Below are 21,168 nucleotides of genomic sequence, written 5' to 3'. Positions count from 1 at the left end.
ATCCCTTAGTTTTGCAAGATTCACTTTTAACCGAAGAAACCTACACTTTTGAGCGACCTCATTAAAGAAAAAGACACTCCAGAAAAGAAATTATACGACTACCAGCTGAAGGATCTAGACGCCGTTTTTAGCGTGATGGATAGAACCACTCCAGATTATAACCTGTTGTACCAGCTGCCTACCGGAGGTGGTAAGACGGTAATATTTTCTGAGATTGTACGTAATTATATAAAACGTGCAAATAAGAAGGTAGTTATCCTTACACACCGTATAGAGCTCTCTAACCAGACCTCGCGTATGCTTACGGAGTTTAAGGTGCCTAATATGATTATAAGTAGTGATGTAAAAACCCTAGACGAAGCAGATGATTATATGTGCTACGTAGCAATGGTTGAGACACTCACAAACCGACTACAAGAAGAGCAAATCACAATGGAAGATGTGGGGCTCGTGATTATAGATGAGGCACACTATAACTCGTTTAGAAAACTCTTTAGCTACTTTAAAAATGCTTTTATACTAGGTGTGACAGCAACACCACTAAGTTCTAACATAAAGTTGCCTATGAAGGACAACTATCAAGAACTTATGATAGGAGAGAGCATACCTGCACTTATAAAAAGAGGGTTCTTGTCTAAGGCAGAAACTATAAGTTATAATGTAGGTCTAAGTACCTTAAAGCTGGGTATTAATGGAGATTATACCGTAAAATCTTCTGATATCTTATATACAGATGCCTCTATGCAGCAAAAGCTGCTTAGCGCCTACGAAGATCAATCTAAAGGTAAGAAGACCCTTATTTTTAATAATGGTATTAATACGTCTAGATATGTACACGAGACCTTTAGACAAGCAGGATACGACATACGACACTTAGATAACACAAATAGTGCTAAGGAGCGTGCTGAGATATTAGACTGGTTTAAAAACACACCAGACGCGATACTTACCTCTGTAAGTATCCTTACAACAGGTTTTGATGAACCTACTGTAGATACCATTATACTCAACAGAGCAACAAAGTCGCTTACACTTTACTTCCAGATGATAGGTCGTGGGTCACGTATAGCGCCTGGAAAGACTACCTTTAAAGTATTAGACTTAGGAAATAATGCGGCACGTTTTGGTCTTTGGGAAGCACCTATAGACTGGAAAGAGATATTTGCATACCCAGATTTTTACCTTGAAAACCTCATTGCAGATGAGGAGATAGAGCGCAACTTTACATACGTTATGCCTCCAGATCTTCGTAAAGAGTTTGCAAATACAGAAAAGATACACTTTGATATAAAGAAGGAATATAAAAAGGTAATTAAAGAAGGTAAGAAAGCAAAGACCGCACTAGAAAATGCCATCGAGCAACACGCACAGATGGTGGTAGAAAACAGTGAAGACGTTTTTGATGCTCGTGTGCTGGCTCGTAAATTACGTGATGATATTGCTTATAGAGTACGACAGTATTCTTATAGTATTATGAATAATACTCAAAACTATAGAGACTGGTTACAAGAAGATTATGAGCGTAAGTTAAAGCGTAGGATTAACCAAATATGTCGTGAGCGAGATATGTAATATCTCTCAATCATAAAATATAAAAGAGCCCAAACAAAACGCGATTGTTTGGGCTCTTTCATTTTAATCATTTACAGCTCACTAAGATTTCATCTCTGTGGCATAGGCTTGCACCTCGTCAAGTACGCGTAGTAAGTTACCACTCCATAGTTGTTCTATTTGTGCTTCTGTATATCCTCTCCTTACAAGTTCTATAGTAACATTCATCGTTTCTGAAGCATCGCTCCATCCTTCTATACCGCCACCACCATCAAAATCTGATGAGATGCCTACGTGATCTATTTCCATCTTCTCAACTAGGTAATCTATATGATCTACAAAGTCTGTCACATCTACAGCAGGAGGGAGGTCTGTGCGTTGTGCGAGTTTCTTTTTTTGTACCGGTAGCATTACGGTTGTATACTTTTCATAATAATCTGCTCGTTGCTCTTGTGGTAAAGCCATTACCTCTTTGCGCTCCATCCATTTAAGACCTATAGAGTCTGCAATTTCTTTTAGTATTTGCTGTGCTTCTGCTTCATAGGCATCGTGTTTTTCTGTGTTTAGGTAGCTTTTAAAAGCGACTGTCTGTACAACACCACCGTTTTCTACCATCCACTGTAGTTGCTCATCATCAAGATTACGGCTGTGGTTACATAATGCTCTCGCAGAGGAGTGTGAAGCGATTATAGGGGTCTCACTTAGTTCTATCATTTGTCGCATCGCTTCTTTACTAGGGTGTGATACATCTATCATCATCCCTACACGGTTCATCTCTGCAATAACCTCTTTACCTAGATCACTTAGACCATTGTGAAGCCATACATCATCTGCCTCACCGGTATTACTATCACTTAGCTGGCTGTGGCCATTATGAGCAAGAGACATATAGCGCGCACCTAGGTCGTAAAACTTCTCAACGTTTGTGATGTCTGTTCCTACAGGATATCCGTTCTCTATTCCTATCATTGCTACTTTTTTACCAGATTTCCAGATCTCTCTAGCTTCTTTTGCACTTGTGGCTAGCTGGATTTGCTCTGGAGCAATCTCTTCACAAAGTTTATGGATAGCGTCAAATTTTGACATAGCATTTTCATAGGCGGCTTTATAGCCTTTTTCATTAAGTTCACCTTGACCTGTGTAAACGATAAACCAAGGCACATCTAGACCGCCTTCTTGCATTTTTGGTAAGTTTACTTGAGAGGTAAGCTTTTGTGTATAATTTATAGAGTCTGTAAAGTTCTTGACGTTTATATCACAGTGCGTGTCTAGCGTCATTACATTTTTATGGATGGCCGTAGCCTTTGTTATAAGTTGGGCTTCTGTCATTTTTTCTGGAGTTTTTATTTCTTTCTCTTGACACGATTGTAAGAGTAGAAGACAGGCTACAATATAAAATAGTCTATTCATTGGTTAGGATGTTTGGATTAAGGATCCTAAGGTACTAAAAATGTCTGCTTTATTATCTAAAAGATACTACACCCTATAACAAAAAGAAAACCCTAGCGCATATAGCAACTAGGGTCTTCCAAACTAACCAACCAAAGTTATTATCTCCTATCCTCTTCTTGTTCTCGTAGTGGTTGCTCTACTTGATTTTTTACTTGATGAAGATCTAGCGCTTGTACTTCTTGTGCTGCGCTGTGGTGTTGCTTTACGCTGTGTACTACGTTGTGAAGTTGCTTTTCTAGCACTTGTACTTCTTGATGTAGTTGCTCTCTTTTGAGAAGAGCGTTGCGTTGTTCTCGCCTGTGGGCGTGATGTTCTGTTACTTGCTACAGATCTGTTGCTAGAGCGTTTTGTCGCTGTTCTAGTAGTAGCCTTGCGAGCTGTGTTACCAGATCTTGACGTTATCGCCTTTATACCTCTGCTTGAGTTTCCTCTTGCTGTTGTAGTAGGTCTCCCACGTTGAGCGCCATCACGAGCTACTGCAGTATTTCTTTTTGCATTTGTAGTTCTTGCAGCTGTATTACCTCTTGAAGTAGTACGATTTGCACGACTTATAGTTCTTTGTGAGTTTCCTCGACTTGCTACTCTACCAGTATTTGCACGAGTAAAGCGAGCGTTGTTACGATCTACATTATCACGACGACCATTATTATGTGCTACACGACCTCTATCTGGACGTCTAAAGTCTCTACGAGCATTTCTATATCCATTATTATAACCTCTGTAATAGTTGTTTCTATGAAACGCGTAGTTATAACGTATAGGTGTATAAAACCTTCTATAAGGAGTTGTGTACACTAGACATCTATTAAAGAGTGGTCTATAGTAATAGTTGTGAAATGGGTGAAATACATAGTTTCTGTTATACACATTTATAAAACCTGTGTAGTGTGAAAAAGCGCCAAAGTTGTTATAGAATATCTGTAAGCCTCCTACACGAGAGATTCTGTTGTTTCTGTAAAAGATATTTACATCACCTGCTTGTGAGATACGACCATAGTTGTCATAATATAGAGGTGTATTTTCTATCTGTATCACCGCTCCATACTCATCATACTGTACGTAAGGGTCATAATCAAAACCTGTGTTAAAACTTATCCCCACAGGTCCAGCGTTTACAGATAGACTTACGCCCTCTACATATTCTGGAATGTAAAAATCAAATTCGCCATCTGGAAAGACAGAAAACTCTATCCCGTTTTCTACAAAGATGTATTTACTTCCGTCGTAAACTGTTCCTCGTCTTATTGATGTATCTTCTTCTGCTGCATAGTTACTTCCTGCAAAGGTGAGTAGACCTATAAATAATAATGCTATCTGTTTCATAATATTCGTTTTTTATCAATGTGGATTGATGTTCACGATTAACTAATTACAAGTAGCGTGCCAAAGTCCGAAAACGTTATCGTGGTAAGAGGGTGTATATATACGCTTTCGCGAAAGCGCAAAAAACATTATTTAAATATAAGTATCTAAAATATAGTTACTTATAGTCTAATTTTTCTTAATGATTCTATATATACAAACCATAAATTAAGGTGTTCAAAATACTTTATATTCTGATAAAAATAGGTTTGAGTAATAGGTACATTGTTAATTATCTGTTATTTAAAAAGACAACATTTAGATTTTAAAATACCTTTACAATAAAAAACGCTATGGATAAATCAACCACAAAAAAACACGCAGATTTTCAAGATCCCTATCGCCGTTCGTCAAATTTTAGACGCATTATCCCAAAGGAAACTTTTGCCGTAGAGGGTGATGGCAACGTGACTTTAGATACAGAAGAGAACTAGGCACGAGCCTAAAATTTATTTACACAATAAGAGAAGCCTTTTTATCAATATGATAGAGAGGCTTCTTTTTTTGCTTTCGCGAAAGCGTAAAACTCCATTGTTAAACTTCTCTCAATACACTTCACAAAAACTATTAAAGCCACTATGCTCAGCACACAATCCTTGTAATTTTATAAAAAAACCAAACAAGATATTATGGAAAGAGAGATAAAAGGAGGTTTTAGAACCATTAATCCGCATACTGAAAAAGAGATTGCAACCTACACGTACTTTACAGAAAGTGAAGTAAATGATGCAATAGACAATTGTCACGAAGCTTTTCTAAAGTGGAAAGATAAATCACTAGGCGAGCGTGCTACTATTATAAAAAACATAGGCAAGGAGCTTAAAAATCATAAAGAACAACTCGTACAGTTAATGACAGACGAGATGGGAAAAGTGGTGACGCAAGGCGGGTCTGAGATAGATTTATGTATTGCCATTACAGAGTATACTGCAGCAAATGCGGGAAAAGAATTAGAGCCTATAGAGCGTGAGTTACCAAATGGAGGTAAAGGAATCATTACCTACTCACCAGAAGGTGTAATATACAGCATACAACCGTGGAATTTTCCAACATACCAACCGCTACGTGTTGTGATAGCAAATTTAATGGCGGGTAACGGAGTGTTACTAAAACACGCGCAAAATGTGACTGGTAGCGCCCTGCTGGTAGAAGAAGTACTACGTAAAGCAGGAGTGCCAGAAGGACTTTTTAAAGTACTAGTCATAGATCACAGCCAGTCTAATGATGTGATTAAGAATGACAAAGTACGCGGTGTAACATTTACAGGAAGCTCTGCCGGTGGTCGTAAAGTAGCCGAAAAAGCTGGTGCTGCCATCAAGAAAACAGTTCTTGAGCTAGGTAGTAACGACGCATATCTAGTTCTAGATGATGCAGATATTGAAATGGCTGTAAAGGCCTGTGTGCAAGGACGCCTTATTAATAATGGAGAAACTTGTATCGCTGCCAAACGTTTTGTGGTGGTAGATAAAGTGTATGATGCGTTTAAGGAAGGATTTGTACAAGGTATGAAAGATGCCGTGATGGGAGATCCTAACAATGAAGAAACACAGCTGGGGCCTATTGCACGTAAAGATTTAAGAGATTTACTTGCAGACCAAGTAAAGGAAAGTGTAGAAAAAGGTGCCGTGATAGAAGTAGGAGGAGAGGTGCCAGATAACACAGGGTTTTATTACCCATCTACCGTATTAAGTAATGTAGAGCCAGGGCAACCCGCTTATGATGATGAGCTTTTTGGCCCTGTAGCATCACTTATACGAGCAAAAGATAATGAAGACGCGATGCGCATTGCAAATGATAGCCGTTTTGGACTAGGAGGAGGAATCTTCTCAAAAGACGAAAAAGCTGCTATAGAACTTGCTCAAAAGCACTTTGATACCGGGATGGTATTTGTAAACTCATACGGACTTGCACAGCCTATGATGCCTTTTGGAGGCGTAAAAGACTCTGGGTATGGTAGAGAGCACGGAGGTTTTGGACTTAAAGAGTTTGTAAATGCAAAATCTGTAATGCTAGTAGAGGAGTCGTAAGAAATACGCTTTCGCGAAAGCGAATTAAAGATCCATATTATGATGAGGGCTTCAAGGAAATTTTCTTTGGGGTCTTTTTCTTTATCCAGAATAATATGCCTAACGATATTGCTGCACAACTAGAAAAACCTATAAAAAGCGGTAGGGTAGTGTTCTCTACAAAGCGGCCTATAAAGGTACTTATAGGTACAGCCATAAGTGTGGAGATGAGCCCCGTGATAGCCGCTCCTATACCAGCAATATGACCTACAGGCTCCATTGCAAGCGCACGTAAGTTTCCAAACATAAAACCTATACAAAAGAACTGTAAGGCAAAGAAAGCAACAAGTATATAAATGGAAGGGTGTAGCACATCATAAAAGAGTATCACATAAAGTAATGACACACAAAAAAAGCCTGCAAGGGCATAGGTAACTAGTTTTTCCATCCCTAGGCGTACTACCAGCGTGGCATTAAGAAGTATGGCAGCACCTATAGAGGCTGCTAGACCTGCAAATATGTATGGGAACTCATCTTCGAGCCCATATTGATTTTCAAATATCTGCTGGCTGGCGCTTAGGTATACTAGAAAAGAGCCAACGATGAATCCCTGTATAATAGTAAATGCAATGGTGCGCTTGTACTTGATGGTTTCATAAAAGCCACTTAAAATTCGTTTTACAGAGTATGGTATGCGCTTATCTGGTGTGAGCGTCTCGTGCTGGCGTTTCCAAAACCAGAACATAACGAGCACACTTATGATAACCTGTACTATAAAAATACCTTGCCAGTTCCAGGTGTCTAAAACTACTTTTCCCATTGCTGGAGCAACGATGGGTATTAGTAAAAAAACTACCGTTACAAAAGACATTATACGCGCCATATAATCCCCTTCATAAAGGTCTCTTATAATGGCAATACAAATAGTACGTGGTGCAGAAAGCCCAATTCCTTGTAAAATCCTACCTAAAATCATTACTTCAAAACTACGCGTGTAAACACATATAAATGAAGCGATTATAAAAATAAAAAAACCTATGTATACAGATGATTTACGACCACGCGCATCTGCTAGCGGTCCAAATATAAGCGGTCCAATACCTAAGCCTAAAAAGATCATTGTGATGAGCAGTTGGTTATCTGCCGGTGTCTTAGTTTGTATGGCTTCTCCTATGATATCAAGAGCAGGAAGTAATGCATCTATAGCGAGTGCCGTGACAGACATAAGTGCTGCCATAAGGGCGATAAATTCTATTTGCGAACTACGGGATTTTTGCATCAGGCAAAAGTACGCCCTATTTATATGCTAGCTGTTGCTATTTCCTTAAAGGAATATTAAAAATGTGTGACCTTAACGCATAAAAAAGCCAGCAACAGCTGGCTTTGTAAATCCCATTAGGGTAGTAGTTCTATAAATCTAGATCTCCAGACTCTCCTAGATCTTGCTTGTTACCAGTTAAGGCTCCCAGTCCCATTTTAAATAAAGTAGTAATCATACCATCTTTAGTGTCCCAATAATGTGCTTCTTGCGGTACAACCTTGATAGCTGTAATATTAGGATCTGTAGGTCCGTTAAACCAGGCATCATCGCTTGTTGTGTACAGCTTTTTTATGGTCTCCAGATCGTTGTAGATAAAAGCTTGACCGTAAATACTCATATACTCCATCGCTGTAGGCTTAGAGTAGAGTAGTTGTACATCTTTGTCTTTATGAATAAAGCTATTGTGATCACTGTCTTTATTGCTTAAAAACCAGAGACTTCCTTCTTGATCACACTGCTTTGTACTCATAGGGATAACGTGTGACGGTCTTGCACCTAGGTTAGTCTCAAACATTGCATAGTCTATGCTTTCGGCTAGTTCTTTCAGTTTATCGTATGCTTCTTGATTAGATAGGTTCTTTGTGCTCATAATGTTTCTTTTTTCATAAAGTTAGCGCTCGTGTGAAGCAATCGCTAGGTCTTTAACGCCAGTTTACAAAGGTTTAACGAGCTTTTAGCACTGTGTGGAGCATTTGTTATAAGTGAGGTTACGCTTTCGCGAAAGCGTACTCAAAACCAAAAAGTGCATAGGGGAGACACTCCAAAAAGTAAACTTATAGATACCACGCTTATACAGTTAGTTATAATACCGAAAAGGGTGCTAACTCGTTATAAATTAATCTCTAAAACGTAATTTATTTGTATTTTCAGCTAGCTAATAGGGTGTTTATGAAATTATTAAATCGTTTTAGAAAGAATGTAATAGCAGGCAGCGGTCTTAAAAAGTATCTTATATATGCTGTAGGAGAGATCATATTGGTCGTTTTTGGGATACTTATTGCACTGGGTATTAATCAAGCGTCTGAGGAAGGTGACAAGCGCAAGGAAATGTATCGCATTGCAGAGTTAGTCCAATCTCAAATGAAAGATGATGAGAAAAACATAGAGAAGACTCTAAAAGAACTGGATTTACTTGAAAAAATGATTGATACGGTTTTATATAAAACTCCACTAAATAAGTCTATAGATGGGAACTGTAAGAGTTGTTTTCAGGTTTTATTAGGATCGCCAGTGCCCAATACATCTGTGCGTGTTCCTAATCTTATAAGACAGAATCCCTTAGTTAAGGGAAATATTGAAAAACAATTACATAAGATAGAACTTCTTTATAATGATGCTTTACAGCAACAGGAGCTTTATGATCAAGTAGTGTATGATCAACTCACAGAGAATATTAATCATTGGAAAAATAATTTTGACTGGTTTGCCGGATACTTATCTAGAGGCAGCTGTGAAGGAGGTTGTTTAGACTATTTTCAAAATAGTCCCGATTATAGAAACCGTGTGGCATACTTTGAGTTTACTATTGTTATAGCATACTATGCAGAGCTTTATACTTTAGGAAAAAAAATTAAAAAGGAGCGTGAGGTGTTAGAGGCCTTGTTATAGGTTTCTAAACATTCTATTTGACATAATATAAATTATAGTACAATTATATCATTATTGCGGTTTCATTGATAATAGTGCCTTTGTAAGCTATAATTATATTATGTAAAATATCCCCATAGTATTTAGTTAGCTTCATTAAACCATATCTGGGGGTCATTAAACATTCTTGGTTTTGGTCTGACTTGAACACCTCGTTAGAATTGTCCTATAATTAGCCGTTATGTAAAATTGCCGACTTGCCGTTGCGCTGAGATTGCTTTGTAAAAGAAAATGCTTTTGGCATTTTAGTTTACACACAATATGCCAACGCTTGCAGCCGCATACAAAGCATAATTTGTACTGACTTCAAATACTCGCGTATTCTGGACAATTGTGCTGGAAAAGTTTTTTAAGAGAATTATGGGCAATCTTGCCGTAAGAGTAAAAAATTTAATCCAACGCTACAGCCAACTTAAATTTCTTTACACTTACTCGATTAGGCTATTTGTTTAATACTTTTTCGTTGAAGGCTTTAATATTATGTAAAATAGAATTAACGTAGTTCTATTAATTTAAGCTCTTTTCATTTTTCCTTGATGAAAAACGAAACAAAAAAATCAAGGCTGCACAAAACTTTGGAAACAATGTACGGGTCGCTCGCTACACTTTAGAAAAACTTTGTTAGTCTAAAGATAGTTTTGAATTAACTTTAAATATTGGGGATGACCTAGATTATTTTGGTCTACCTCTCTAAAGCGCTTAACGCTCAACTCCCCTATTGTTTTGACCAAAGTTTTCTGAGGCCGAAAAAAATATCAACCAAAAATTAATTTTTATTCGCAATGTCAAACTTGATCATAAATAAATCATCCTAAAACTTGTTCTCTTGAAAATATTGATTTGAATTCGTGATATCCATCTATTCCGTGTTTTTTGTAAAAATTCATTGACTCATTATGATTTTCAAAATAAGTCTGTTTTTCACCCCAGATTTTCCAAACAATATTTTGATTTGTGTCTTCCAAGTATTTTTGTAATAAATCTTTTCTCAAATATTCAAAATTTTGGTGTGAATTGTAATTTTCGTGAAAATGATATTTCTTGTATGCAAGCTTTCCCTTATCATCAAATAAATCAAATGTCTGCGGTTTTGGGAATAAATTTAAGCGAAATGACAATTCTTTGGAGAGTACGCTTTGATGTCCAGCTTGATTTGTTTTACTATGATATGACTCCCAATTATATCCTGATACAGGGCTAAGGACTTTAAACTCTTTATTAATTCTTTCTTCAATTTCTATTTCATCAGGAGACTCCATAGAAATACTTCCTTTATTAAATACAACCTTTGGATAATAGCCTTCTTCTCCTTTTTTTACTTTCCTCTTTCTTCTTTTTATCTCAAAATATATATCACGGTAATTGTCATATGTAGAGTCCATCAATGTATTCATCTCTCCTGCATAAGTGTAATAATTTTCAGATAATTGATTTGAGTTACCATAAACTGCGTCCTTGTCTTTAAGAAAAAATAAAAAGTCCTCATAGTCTTCATTTACTACTATATAAGCTTGTAATACAACAAAGTTTTTTCTATTTGATTCTTCTTCAATCTGCGAAACCATTCCCCCTACGCAAATCCAATCTGAATTGTCTTCATCCAAATTTTTCACATTAAGGTAATCTGACATCAACGGTATTTCTTTTTTCTTGTACCAATCAATTAATGGTAGATTCCTATCTCCCAATAAGTCTTCTTTGAAGTATAATTTATTTTCTGCAAGCACAGGAAATGTGGGATCAATGTCGGCTCCAGAGGGCCTAAAATTGGGGTATTGCTCTTTAACTAAATCATTGTCTTCTCTAAAACCGTATATCTCGAAATAAGCTATCCAAGAATATTTTTTTCCGTAACGATCTATTGTAGGTTGTTCATCTCTTTGATATCGATAATTATCATCGCCAAGTCTTTTTTCTATCTCCCCAAAATCCTCAAAATTCCAACCTAACTTATAGATTCTCCAATATAATTGCCTTCTTACTTTTTGTTTTTCAGGAGGGTTTGAGTATGAATGTCCGTTCGGTACAATTATTCCCAAGGTATAATTGCTAAAATCCATCCTTAAAGGGGATTCGTAATGATAATCTCTTTCGCCATATTCATATTCCCCCCAATCTCTAATTCCACCAATTGAATAGGGAGGTTGAGAAAGTTCATATTGATCTTTTGCAAGTAAATCAGGACAATGTTTATAAGCAATGTCAATTATTCGTCTCGCATAGTCCCTAGTTAAAATGTGCGTAGTACTATGCTCTGCTCCCATTTTAAAAATTAACTCATATATCTTTAAACCGATATTCTTCAAATTTTCTTGATCATCTTCAGATATAAATCCACATTCGAAAATGGCAATAACAACCCCATAAAGGCTTGCTAACATTCTTTCTGAAACATAAGGGTCATTTATTTTTAATGAAAATACAACGAGCTCAAAAAATCTATTTAGATAGTTTTTCCCATAGTAGTAGAGTGCTTTAGTAGAAAAATCACGCATATCTCTATTAGTCGATGTGAGAAACCACATAATTTTTTTTGAGGCTAAATGCAGACGCTCAGAGTGGCTTTCTTCTTTGATAATTATCTTCTCAAAATCTTGAATGAATTTTTTAAAACCGTATCCCCTTAATCCAAGATATTCTTTTCTAATAAATTCAGTCCAACTTAAGTCTCTTTCAGCTATTGATAGTTCTAATAGTAAATCTGACAATAGATTAATATTTAACGGATGATTAGTATCAAATTCAGTGTTGGGAAATAAATTAAATAGTAAATTCTTGTTTTTGATAAATAGTTCTGAGATAACTCTTATTGCATCTTCTTTGATGTCATCTACTATTTTTGTATTCACTTCAAAAAGAGCTTTTGCAATATTTATTTTGAATCTATTATTAAATGAATGCTTGTAAAAATTTAATCCAAATTTTTTAATAGCTAAAACACAGAAACATCTTAATATGTCACTATAAAGTGGATGTAGTGTATCTTGCTCCAATAATTCCTTTGAGAATTTTGAGCTTGAAAGAAAGCTATTGCAATCATCTAAGCTTGTAAATTCATTTAGAATTGATTTAGCAATAAAATAACCGCTTAAAAGATCATAAGTAAATGTTACAACTTCAGATTCACCGAAATCTCTAAATATTAATAAATCTTCATTTTCTAATGCGATTAATTCATCCTCTGAAAGAATTGAAGGCACAATCTCGGTTAAGTTAATATCCCTTGCTCCATAATGCCATAATTTATCTGCAATTATATTTAGTTTGTCAAACAAAAATGTCTTATTAAACCTTTGCTCTCTCTCAAGTTTCACTAATAAACTATTATTAGATTTTTCTATGAACTGATCAAAAACATCAAATAAGTCTTCATTTTGAAAAGAAACCTTTTGACCTTGTTTCGCTTCGCAAAATATTTTTAGATAAAGTGGTTCTTTAAAAGAATTTAATGCCCTAGATCTATTTTCTAGGGTTATCTGATAATAATTGAAGTATTTATCTATTGCTTCATCTAGATTGAAATGTTCAAAACCATCTACACGTGCTCTTTTTTTATTGTTTCCTTCACCGTATTTGAAATAATTTTCAGGAAAAATAGCTCTTTCATATGAGCTGCGATAAGTAGTAATAAATAATATATGTGGATAATTTTTATTTATTTCATTTATAAATGTTTCTAAATCATTTGACCAAATTTTTTTCCAATGATAAGCCTCGTTAAGTCCATCAATCAATAGAATTGCTTTTGTTTTATTTATCCGTCCTGAGATATTTAGTGCACCAAGCAAATCACTAATACTCCAATTACTAGGTATGTCCAATAAAGCTCTAAGTTGCTCACGAAAGGACATATCACTTTTGAAATCTTTGCCGAAAAGAAATACTGCAGGTTTATTTTTTTTAACTTGATACTCAACAATATTTACGGCAAGGTGAGTTTTCCCTTTAGAAGCTTTCCCGGTTATGTGGAGTTCATTTAATTTTATAAACTCAAAGTAGTAGAAAATGCCTTGATAGGAATCAATATAATTTCTAAGCGTAAAATATGGGCCAAGAACCGTTTCTCGACATTTTTTTATCTCGTTTTTAACTTTCTCATTTTTTTCAGCTTCTTCTGTGTTCCAATGTATGTCAGGTATGTTCTCAACAAGTTTATATTTAGAATAGTCACTGTATAATTCATTTAATTCTTCTACATAGGTCTTGATATTGCCTATCAATGAATCGAGTTCTACGAATTCTTCCTTTTCAATTAGTTCGATTGATTTATTTATGAGCTGATTACCTCGATCTATGATCTCTGGAATACCACTTGACAAAACATAATTTTTTACATTTTCATAATCATTACCAAAACCAAACGCATTCTCATTGTTTTCAATTGCTTTTATTTTTGCAGTAAACTCAACAGCAAATTCTTCAATATCTAGTTCTTCAGCGTGTTCTTCAATTTGTTTGATTAATCGCTCATCGCACATAATTTGTGCTATAGATGAATCGGCTTGTCCTTCTATATGTAAGCCATTGAGATATTTCGCCTTTATTACACTAGATTTTAAAATGAGTTCGAATTTCTTCTTAAACCAAGCCAAATCAAGTACTTTATCGGTAAAAAAATATCTATGTATATCCGAATATTTCCTAAGAAAATTTAATATTTCACTTTCACCCCAGTGATCCAATAAAACAGAGTGGTCATTGGGTAGTATTTGTTCTCTATTTATAATTGTTTCTTCTAGTTTATTGTAAAACCAATCCTTTTCATTTGGAGTAAGCGAAAGTTTGGAACATAATGTCCATTTTTTTAGATTACTCCCGTGAACTTCGTGTGCTTTTTTAAGAGACTTTTTTATCTGTTCTTTAGCCCCACCTTCGTCGAATCTTCCAAAAAATTTGCATTGCCAACCCCAAATATCCCCGTTTGGAAACTCAATATAAAACTCAACACCATCACCTCCACCACTGTCATCAATAGATGATAAAAGTCCTTCATCTTTATATTCCTCATATGTGATTTGATAGCAAAGTTCTTCAAAACTCTTTTTCTGATCACTTCTATATGGTTTAAGATTCTCCCAATTAATTAAACTACTCATACCCTGATTTTAGCATATAAAATTATAGTAATTATTATGGCTTATCAAATTACTCAATGATACAAACAAACCCTTTTTAAAATTCTAAATCTTACAATATTAATTAGCCTCGGAATTCCACTTCACACACTTTCCCTCCATCCCACTGCCAACGCTGTAAAAAGTGTTCCATTCACATTTTTAAATAAACCTTAGTGAAGAAAACTTTTTAAAAGGAGATACGCCAGTATCGCGTGCTTTGTCTCAAAGCAAAGTGACATAAAGCAGAACATTATAGTACAAATTGATATATTAAAAGAATGAGTGGATAGCGCGCTTTTCAGCGCTATTTGACATAGTTACAGATATAATGCCTTAGGAACCTATGTATAACCTTTGTTTCTTTACGTATTGCAAATCAACTCTTAAAAGAATCAATAAATTAATTCTTTCTTTCTTTATAATTTCAAATACTCGCTTATACTGTACAATTGTACATAAAAAGTTTTATAAGCGATTTATGAAATAGTTTGCCGTCTAATAATTAACTGCAAAAGCCTGTGTAAATCTATTCAAACTTACATTTTAGCACTCTTTACTTTAATATTTTTCTGAGTCTTTTATATTATGTCAAATAATTATTACTCCTTACTAAGTTTAACAGCGACGCTATCATAGTATTCTTGAGTGAGAACTTCTGTCCATTCTGTAGGTGTTTGACCACTGTACAGGGCTAAGTAAGTTACATCACTTTCTTTTGATGATGCGTGCCAATGTTCTGTATCTTTTGAGCACGTTATAATATCACCGCTTTTCATTTTATAAGGTGCCTTGCCTTTTTCTTGATAATAACCTATGCCGTCTACTACAATTAACACTTGTAGTGTACTATGCTTATGCCAGTCTAGTGTTGAGTTTGCTTTAAAAGTTGCTTTTACTACATTATATGGCAATTCATTATCTTCTTGTAGTAATCTACTAAGCCAGGCCTCTCCTATGTAATGCGTATTTGGTGCTTTTGCGCCTTCATCAGTATACGAGACTATATTATAATAATCATCTTGGGCTATTGCATTATAGCAAGCTAAAATTAGTAACCCGACAAAGAAATTTTTCATTGATTTTTATTTTAGTTTTTTATGAAGAACTGTTTTATTAATAATTTTTTCAATAGTATTTTTATCTACAGGCTTATTTATAATGGTACATAAACCCACACTGTCACATCGTTCTTTAACCTCACTAATTTCTAATGCTGTTAATGCAATAATGGGGACATTTTTGTTTTCTCTGGAAATTACTTCTGAGGCTTCAAATCCATTCATCACGGGCATATTGAGATCCATAAGTATTAAATCAAAATGAGTTTTGTTGTATTCATCTATAGCCTCTTCTCCATTTGCTGCAATGGTACAGCTGTGACCTAATGAGGTTATTAGTTTTTGTGTAACAAGCTGGTTGATTTTGTTGTCTTCGACTACTAAAATATGTAAGTTTTTAGTTTGTGATACAGGATCGATGATTAAATTATTTGACAAATTTTCGCATTCTAAGGTAAAGGAAAATTGTGACCCTTGTCCCACCGTACTTTCTACCATTAATTCACTTCCCATTATTTGAATTAAGTACTTGACTATAGGTAATCCTAAGCCTATGCCATAAGAAACATTTTGCTCTATAGTACCTTGTTTAAAATTCTCAAAAATAACAGAAAGCTCTTCTTTGGATATTCCTTTTCCCGTATCTGAAACTTGAAACTTTATATACTCCTTACTTTGTTTTTTCTCTAAAAGTTCAACAGAAACAGATACAACTCCTTGTTTAGTATATTTTATGGCATTATCAATCAGTTTTTCGAGAACTTCTGATAAACTAGATTTATCAAGTAGATAGTATGAAGATACATTTTGCGAAATATTGAGCTGTAAAACTGTCTCTTGTTGATTTGCCAAATAATCTAATGAACCCACCACATTATCTAATAGCGTATATAGATTAACCCTTGATAGTTGTAATGAAGTTTTATTAGTTTCTACCTCTTCTATTTTTAAAATATTATCGACAACAGATTTTAAGTGATCTCCAGAAAATTTTAGTGAGTTTAACAGCTCTTTTTGGCTATCTATTGCCGAAGAATTCTCTATTAACATCTCTGTGATACCTAATACTCCATATAAAGGCGTTCTTAAATCGTGACTTATGTTTACAAGAAGTTCAGATTTTATTTTATTTGCCTTTTCTGCTTCATTTTTTGCTTGTACTAAAGCTTCATTTTTTTTCTCAAGTTTTAAAAAAGACAAGCGTCTTTTGTAGTTGTAGAATATTAGAAAACAAATTATTATAAATAAAAGTGTACCAACACCAATTATGGTGATTAGATTGGTTTTAAGTCTTGAGGCTTCTGCTTTTTGTTGAAACTCTTTTACTTTAAAATCTGCTTCAACCTGCTCTATTTGAAGGTTTTTGACTTCATTAAAGTCTAAATCTTTATAATAAAAATGCTGTCTTAAATTGTCTAAGGCTAAATCATATTCCCCTAACTCTTGATGTATCTCACTTTTAAAATCATAAATATCTATAAGTTCTCTGGTGAGGGTATGCTCCTCTCCTATTTCTAGGGCTTTATCAATATATGTTAGCGCGAGTCTATGGTTCTCTTTTTGGTTGTAATAGATAGCAAAGTTTAACTGTTGTAAGAGTTCATAGATAGGATCTTCTTCTTGAATTGTAGGTAACAACTTATTAGCTTCTAAAATGTAGGGGTAAGCCTTATCTGGATCTATAAAATTAAGATACATACCAGCTATATTATAGTAGGTGTAAAAAGAATGCTCAGTGTTACCTGCTTCTAATGTATAATCTATTGATCTTTCAAAGAAAGCAGCAGCAGTATCTGCAGTGGCAATATCCATAGAATATATATTACCGAGACCATTAAGTGAAGCTACGTTTACAAAGTAATCATCTGTATTTTTATCTAATGCTAGGTTGTAGTATTTTTTTGCATCAGCATAATCTTTTATAGCTTGATAGGTATTAGCTAGACTTACGTAGGCCTTTGCCTGTAGTGATTTATCCTTATTCTGATGTGCATATTGCACTGCAGACGTTGCATATTGTAGACCCTCTTTGTAATTACCACTTATGTTTTCATCTTTAGATAAGGACAGGAGAACAGTTACACTATCTACTACTTTACTATTACCGGTCTGGCAATACACGAGCCCACCGTAACAACATACTATTATGATAATGAGGAGCTTGTTTTTCAAAAGAATTACTTTTTGGGGTGTTAAAAGATAGACAAGAATATTTTAAAAATGGGTGAAAAGCGCATAATTATGACTAAGAGTATAACATTAGTTATAAATATGATGCTCTAATTTACAGTATATTGTAATCAGTATTAGGGTTTTTTCAGGGTGCTATATCAGCAGTACTAGGTTCTTATTTATTCTCACTACATCCTGTTATAATATCCATAGCATCTTTAACCGTATTCTTTTACTACACAAAACCTTTAAAGTATTCACTATAAACACTCTAGAAATCACATATTCAAATTGTGAATATCTATTGCATCTTATGATATTTTGCCCCTTTGCTTTACCCTATTTTTGGCAACCTTAAAACAAAATAGTATGAGCGCAACGTGGTACGAGTGTAAAGTAAAATATAGAAAACTAGATGAAGCATCTGGAACGCAAAAGGTTAAAACAGCACCTTTTCTAGTCGATGCAATTTCATATACAGAGGCAGAAAGTAGGATTACACAAGAGATGGCTGCTTACCTTCCAGATAGTGAAGAAATTAAAATTACAAACATCAAAGTGGCAAACTATGCAGAGATTCACCCTTTTGAAAATACCGATAGATGGTTTAAATCACGCGTATCTCTCATAGCTTATGATGAGGAAAGCGGTAAGGAGCGCAAAACGAGTCTATACCTACTCGTGCAGGCAAATGACGTTAAAGAAGCTTTTGATAACACCGTTTCTACTATGAAGGATACTATGGGTGAATACACCATACCAGCCATTGCTGAGTCGCCTATAGAAGATGTGTTTCCATACTTTTCTGGTGAAGAGGGAGATCTAGAGCGTCTGGAAGAGTTTACAAGGGTAAAAGATTCTGTGCCTGTAGATAACAGTGAGAATGAAGAGCTGGCAATGGCAGACTCTCTTACTGGCGAAGAAGAATAACAGATGTCTATAACTTTTATGAAGGCAGTTTACATCAAGTAGACTGCCTTTTTCTATTTACTATTAAAAAGTATCAGTACGCTTTCGCGAAAGCGTAAAAAAAAACTCCATAAACACGAATGTGCTTATGGAGTTAATAATAGAGATCTTGTAAAACAAATATTACTTTTTTACTCGCTTTACATTTACAGCGCTAGGTCCTTTTTCTCCGTCTTCTACTTCAAATGTAACTTTGTCATTCTCTCTCAATCTTCCAGTTACGTTTGTAGTATGTACAAAAACCTCCTCGTCAGAATTGTCTATGGCAATAAATCCAAATCCTTTTTTTGTATTGAAGAACTTTACCTTTCCTTCTTTTCGTATCGATGCTTTAGTAGACCCAAATAGTCTATTAAAAAATGCTTTAATCATTATATCTTAATTTTATTTTGGTTGTTTTAATTAAGTCCTAGTGATTGTAATCTCTTCTTCCTCATCACTATTTTTAATTTTTTACGTGGCAAATATCGTAAATACAAATCTCTTGTAAATCGTATTACCAGATTTTAATTCTTTCTTCTGGTGTTTTAAAGTTCTTTTGCCCCTCTTTTACATCAAAAGCTTCATAAAATGGAGTGAAGTTCATAAGTGGTCCATTTACACGCCAGATAGGTGGTGAGTGCGGATCTGTAGCTACATAATTTCTTAAATACTCATCTCTTGTCTTGACACGCCAGATACGTGCTACAGATAAAAAGAAGCGCTGGTCTGGAGTAAAACCTCCTATTCTTGTGGTGTCTTGACCTTGCTTTGTTCTTTTAAAGGCATCATAAGCTATAGAGATTCCGCCATTATCTGCCGTGTTTTCTCCTACTGTAAGTGCTCCTTTAAGGTGTACACTGTCAAGAACAGTAAAGCTATCGTACTGCTCAATAATTTGCTGTGTTTTTGCTTTAAACTTGGTATAGTCTTCTTCTGTCCACCAGTTTTTCACATTTCCTTCTTTGTCATATTGAGCTCCTTGATCGTCAAAGGCGTGTGTAAACTCGTGACCTATTACCATCCCTATACCACCATAGTTTACAGCATCGTCTGCGTATAAATCAAAGTATGGCGCCTGTAATATTCCTGCAGGGAATACTATCTCATTAAGTGATGGGTTGTAATAAGCGGTAACTGTAGATGGTGTAGTACCCCATTCATCACGGTTAGGTGCTTTATTAAGTTGTTTAAGTTCGTACTGGTAACTGTCATTACGTAAAGCAACTACATTCTCAAAAAACTGATCTCTGTTTATCTCTACGTCGTAGGTTCTCCATACATCTGGATAGCCTATTTTTTTATTGATAGCAAAGAGTTTCTCCTTGGCTTTTACTTTTGTACTATCACTCATCCACTCAAGGTTTTCTATGCGTTGCTCGAGTGATTTCTGAAAATTGTTCACCAGGTCAAGTGCTCTTTCCTTTGCTTCTTCATTAAAATATCGCTTTACATACAGCTGGCCTAAGGCAAATCCTATTTGTCTATCTACATTGCGCACCATACGTTTAGTACGTGACTGTTGCTCGCTTTGTCCAGAGATCACCTTAGTATATGCAAAAGAGGCATCTTCAAAAGGTGTACTTAATATATTATCGTGATTGCTTAAAGACTTTGCTTTTACATAAAGTTTTAAATCTTTGAGAGCAGTGCTCGCAAGTACATCATTTACTTTATCATAGTATGCAGGCTGTCTCACATTTAATGAGTCTATATCTGTACCTAGCGTGGTAAAAATATGTTGCCAGTCTATTTGATTATGTCCATTATCTAGGTCTATTACCGAGACTTTATTGTAATTATCTTTTATAACGCGACGCTGTATTCTTGTTTTATGAGAATCTGCAAGTTCTTTTTCTATGGCATAAACTATTGCAGCGTTTGCTGCCGCTTCTGGGTCACCTACTAATTCAAAAAGTGTAGTTAAATACGTTTTATATGCATCTTGTATGGCTACAGATGAAGGATCTTCATTAAAGTAGTAATTACGATCTGGTAGACCCAACCCTGTTTGAGCTAGATGCAAGATGTTAAGCTTGCTATTTTTTTGATCTGGTGAGATGTAAGGCGCTAGAAAGGAATAATCACCCGTTTTAATTTGATTTGCTACCACATCCATCAGCTGCTCTGTAGTAGAGGTACCGTCTATCTTTTCTAGCAGGGCTTGTATAGGTGTAATACCACGTTTATCGATACTGAGCGTATCCATACCGGAGGCATAAAAGTCTCCCACTAGTTGCTCAACACTACCCTGGTCGTGTGATTGCTCAGAAACCTCTTCGAGTATATTTTTAAGAAGTTCTTGCTGTGGTATATTGAGAAAACGATATGCTCCTACTCCCACTTGGTCATCTGCAATGACAGCATTATCATACCAGTTTTTATTCACGTGATTATAAAAATCATCACCTGGAGCAATTTGTTCAGATATTCCGTCAAAGACTACCTCAGGGTGTGTTTCGTTTTTTTGCTCAGACTGCTCACAGGCTATAAAGCTAGAAGCAATCATTGAGAGATACCATAGTTTTTTCATA

Annotated in this window: 14 protein-coding genes; 5 read left to right on the top strand and 9 right to left on the bottom strand. The window is 35.2% G+C overall.

Features of this window, described 5'->3' with window-relative positions; translation table 11 throughout:
- The first annotated feature begins 48 nt into the window (after nt 1–48).
- A complete protein-coding gene (locus tag I597_RS10700; RefSeq protein WP_035324756.1) occupies nt 49–1,572 on the top strand; it encodes a DEAD/DEAH box helicase in 1,524 nt (507 codons plus the stop codon).
- A gap of 81 nt (nt 1,573–1,653) precedes the next feature.
- Here the strand turns inward: I597_RS10700 and I597_RS10695 are convergent, their stop codons facing one another.
- Together I597_RS10695 and I597_RS10690 are read right to left on the bottom strand one after the other, a co-directional pair.
- Nucleotides 1,654–2,961: a dipeptidase gene (locus tag I597_RS10695; protein WP_035324757.1), complete on the bottom strand. Its 1,308-nt coding sequence runs from the start codon at nt 2,959–2,961 to the stop codon at nt 1,654–1,656.
- Between the two features lie 147 nt (nt 2,962–3,108).
- Nucleotides 3,109–4,326 (bottom strand): hypothetical protein, encoded by a 1,218-nt coding sequence (locus tag I597_RS10690; protein ID WP_035324758.1) that lies wholly within the window; start codon nt 4,324–4,326, stop codon nt 3,109–3,111.
- Nucleotides 4,327–4,658: 332 nt separating this feature from the next.
- Between I597_RS10690 and I597_RS14905 the strand changes: the two genes are divergently transcribed.
- Both I597_RS14905 and I597_RS10685 read left to right on the top strand, forming a co-directional pair.
- Nucleotides 4,659–4,799: a hypothetical protein gene (locus tag I597_RS14905; protein WP_157496182.1), complete on the top strand. Its 141-nt coding sequence runs from the start codon at nt 4,659–4,661 to the stop codon at nt 4,797–4,799.
- Nucleotides 4,800–4,994: 195 nt separating this feature from the next.
- Nucleotides 4,995–6,392, top strand: a complete 1,398-nt coding sequence (locus tag I597_RS10685; protein ID WP_035324759.1) for an NAD-dependent succinate-semialdehyde dehydrogenase — start codon at nt 4,995–4,997, stop codon at nt 6,390–6,392.
- 37 nt (nt 6,393–6,429) lie between these two features.
- Here I597_RS10685 and I597_RS10680 read toward each other — a convergent pair whose 3' ends face one another.
- Both I597_RS10680 and I597_RS10675 read right to left on the bottom strand, forming a co-directional pair.
- Complete coding sequence (locus tag I597_RS10680; RefSeq protein WP_035324760.1) at nt 6,430–7,650, bottom strand: multidrug effflux MFS transporter; 1,221 nt, start codon at nt 7,648–7,650, stop codon at nt 6,430–6,432.
- A gap of 130 nt (nt 7,651–7,780) precedes the next feature.
- Nucleotides 7,781–8,281 (bottom strand): pyridoxamine 5'-phosphate oxidase family protein, encoded by a 501-nt coding sequence (locus I597_RS10675; RefSeq protein WP_035324761.1) that lies wholly within the window; start codon nt 8,279–8,281, stop codon nt 7,781–7,783.
- 299 nt (nt 8,282–8,580) lie between these two features.
- Here I597_RS10675 and I597_RS10670 point away from each other — a divergent pair, with 299 nt between their 5' ends.
- Nucleotides 8,581–9,300, top strand: coding sequence for a hypothetical protein (locus tag I597_RS10670; RefSeq protein WP_035324762.1), 720 nt, complete (start codon nt 8,581–8,583; stop codon nt 9,298–9,300).
- An 845-nt stretch (nt 9,301–10,145) separates the two neighbouring features.
- Here I597_RS10670 and I597_RS10665 read toward each other — a convergent pair.
- From I597_RS10665 to I597_RS10655, 3 genes are all read right to left on the bottom strand, one after another.
- A complete protein-coding gene (locus tag I597_RS10665) occupies nt 10,146–14,435 on the bottom strand; it encodes an NACHT domain-containing protein (RefSeq protein WP_035324763.1) in 4,290 nt (1,429 codons plus the stop codon).
- Nucleotides 14,436–15,055: 620 nt separating this feature from the next.
- Nucleotides 15,056–15,532, bottom strand: a complete 477-nt coding sequence (locus I597_RS10660; RefSeq protein ID WP_035324764.1) for a cupin domain-containing protein — start codon at nt 15,530–15,532, stop codon at nt 15,056–15,058.
- 6 nt (nt 15,533–15,538) lie between these two features.
- Nucleotides 15,539–17,686: a response regulator gene (locus I597_RS10655; protein ID WP_035324765.1), complete on the bottom strand. Its 2,148-nt coding sequence runs from the start codon at nt 17,684–17,686 to the stop codon at nt 15,539–15,541.
- 369 nt (nt 17,687–18,055) lie between these two features.
- Here I597_RS10655 and I597_RS10650 point away from each other — a divergent pair, with 369 nt between their 5' ends.
- A complete protein-coding gene (locus I597_RS10650; protein ID WP_021779126.1) occupies nt 18,056–18,616 on the top strand; it encodes a DUF4494 domain-containing protein in 561 nt (186 codons plus the stop codon).
- A gap of 162 nt (nt 18,617–18,778) precedes the next feature.
- On the opposite strand, the gene I597_RS10645 is transcribed toward I597_RS10650, so the two are convergent.
- Nucleotides 18,779–19,027: a cold-shock protein gene (locus tag I597_RS10645; RefSeq protein ID WP_021779133.1), complete on the bottom strand. Its 249-nt coding sequence runs from the start codon at nt 19,025–19,027 to the stop codon at nt 18,779–18,781.
- A gap of 124 nt (nt 19,028–19,151) precedes the next feature.
- Nucleotides 19,152–21,167 (bottom strand): M13 family metallopeptidase, encoded by a 2,016-nt coding sequence (locus I597_RS10640; RefSeq protein ID WP_035324766.1) that lies wholly within the window; start codon nt 21,165–21,167, stop codon nt 19,152–19,154.
- Nucleotide 21,168: the final 1 nt, after the last annotated feature.

It is taken from the genome of Dokdonia donghaensis DSW-1, assembly GCF_001653755.1.
GTDB lineage: Bacteria > Bacteroidota > Bacteroidia > Flavobacteriales > Flavobacteriaceae > Dokdonia > Dokdonia donghaensis.
Note: the sequence above shows the minus strand (reverse complement) of the source record. Positions and strands in the feature narration are given on the sequence as shown.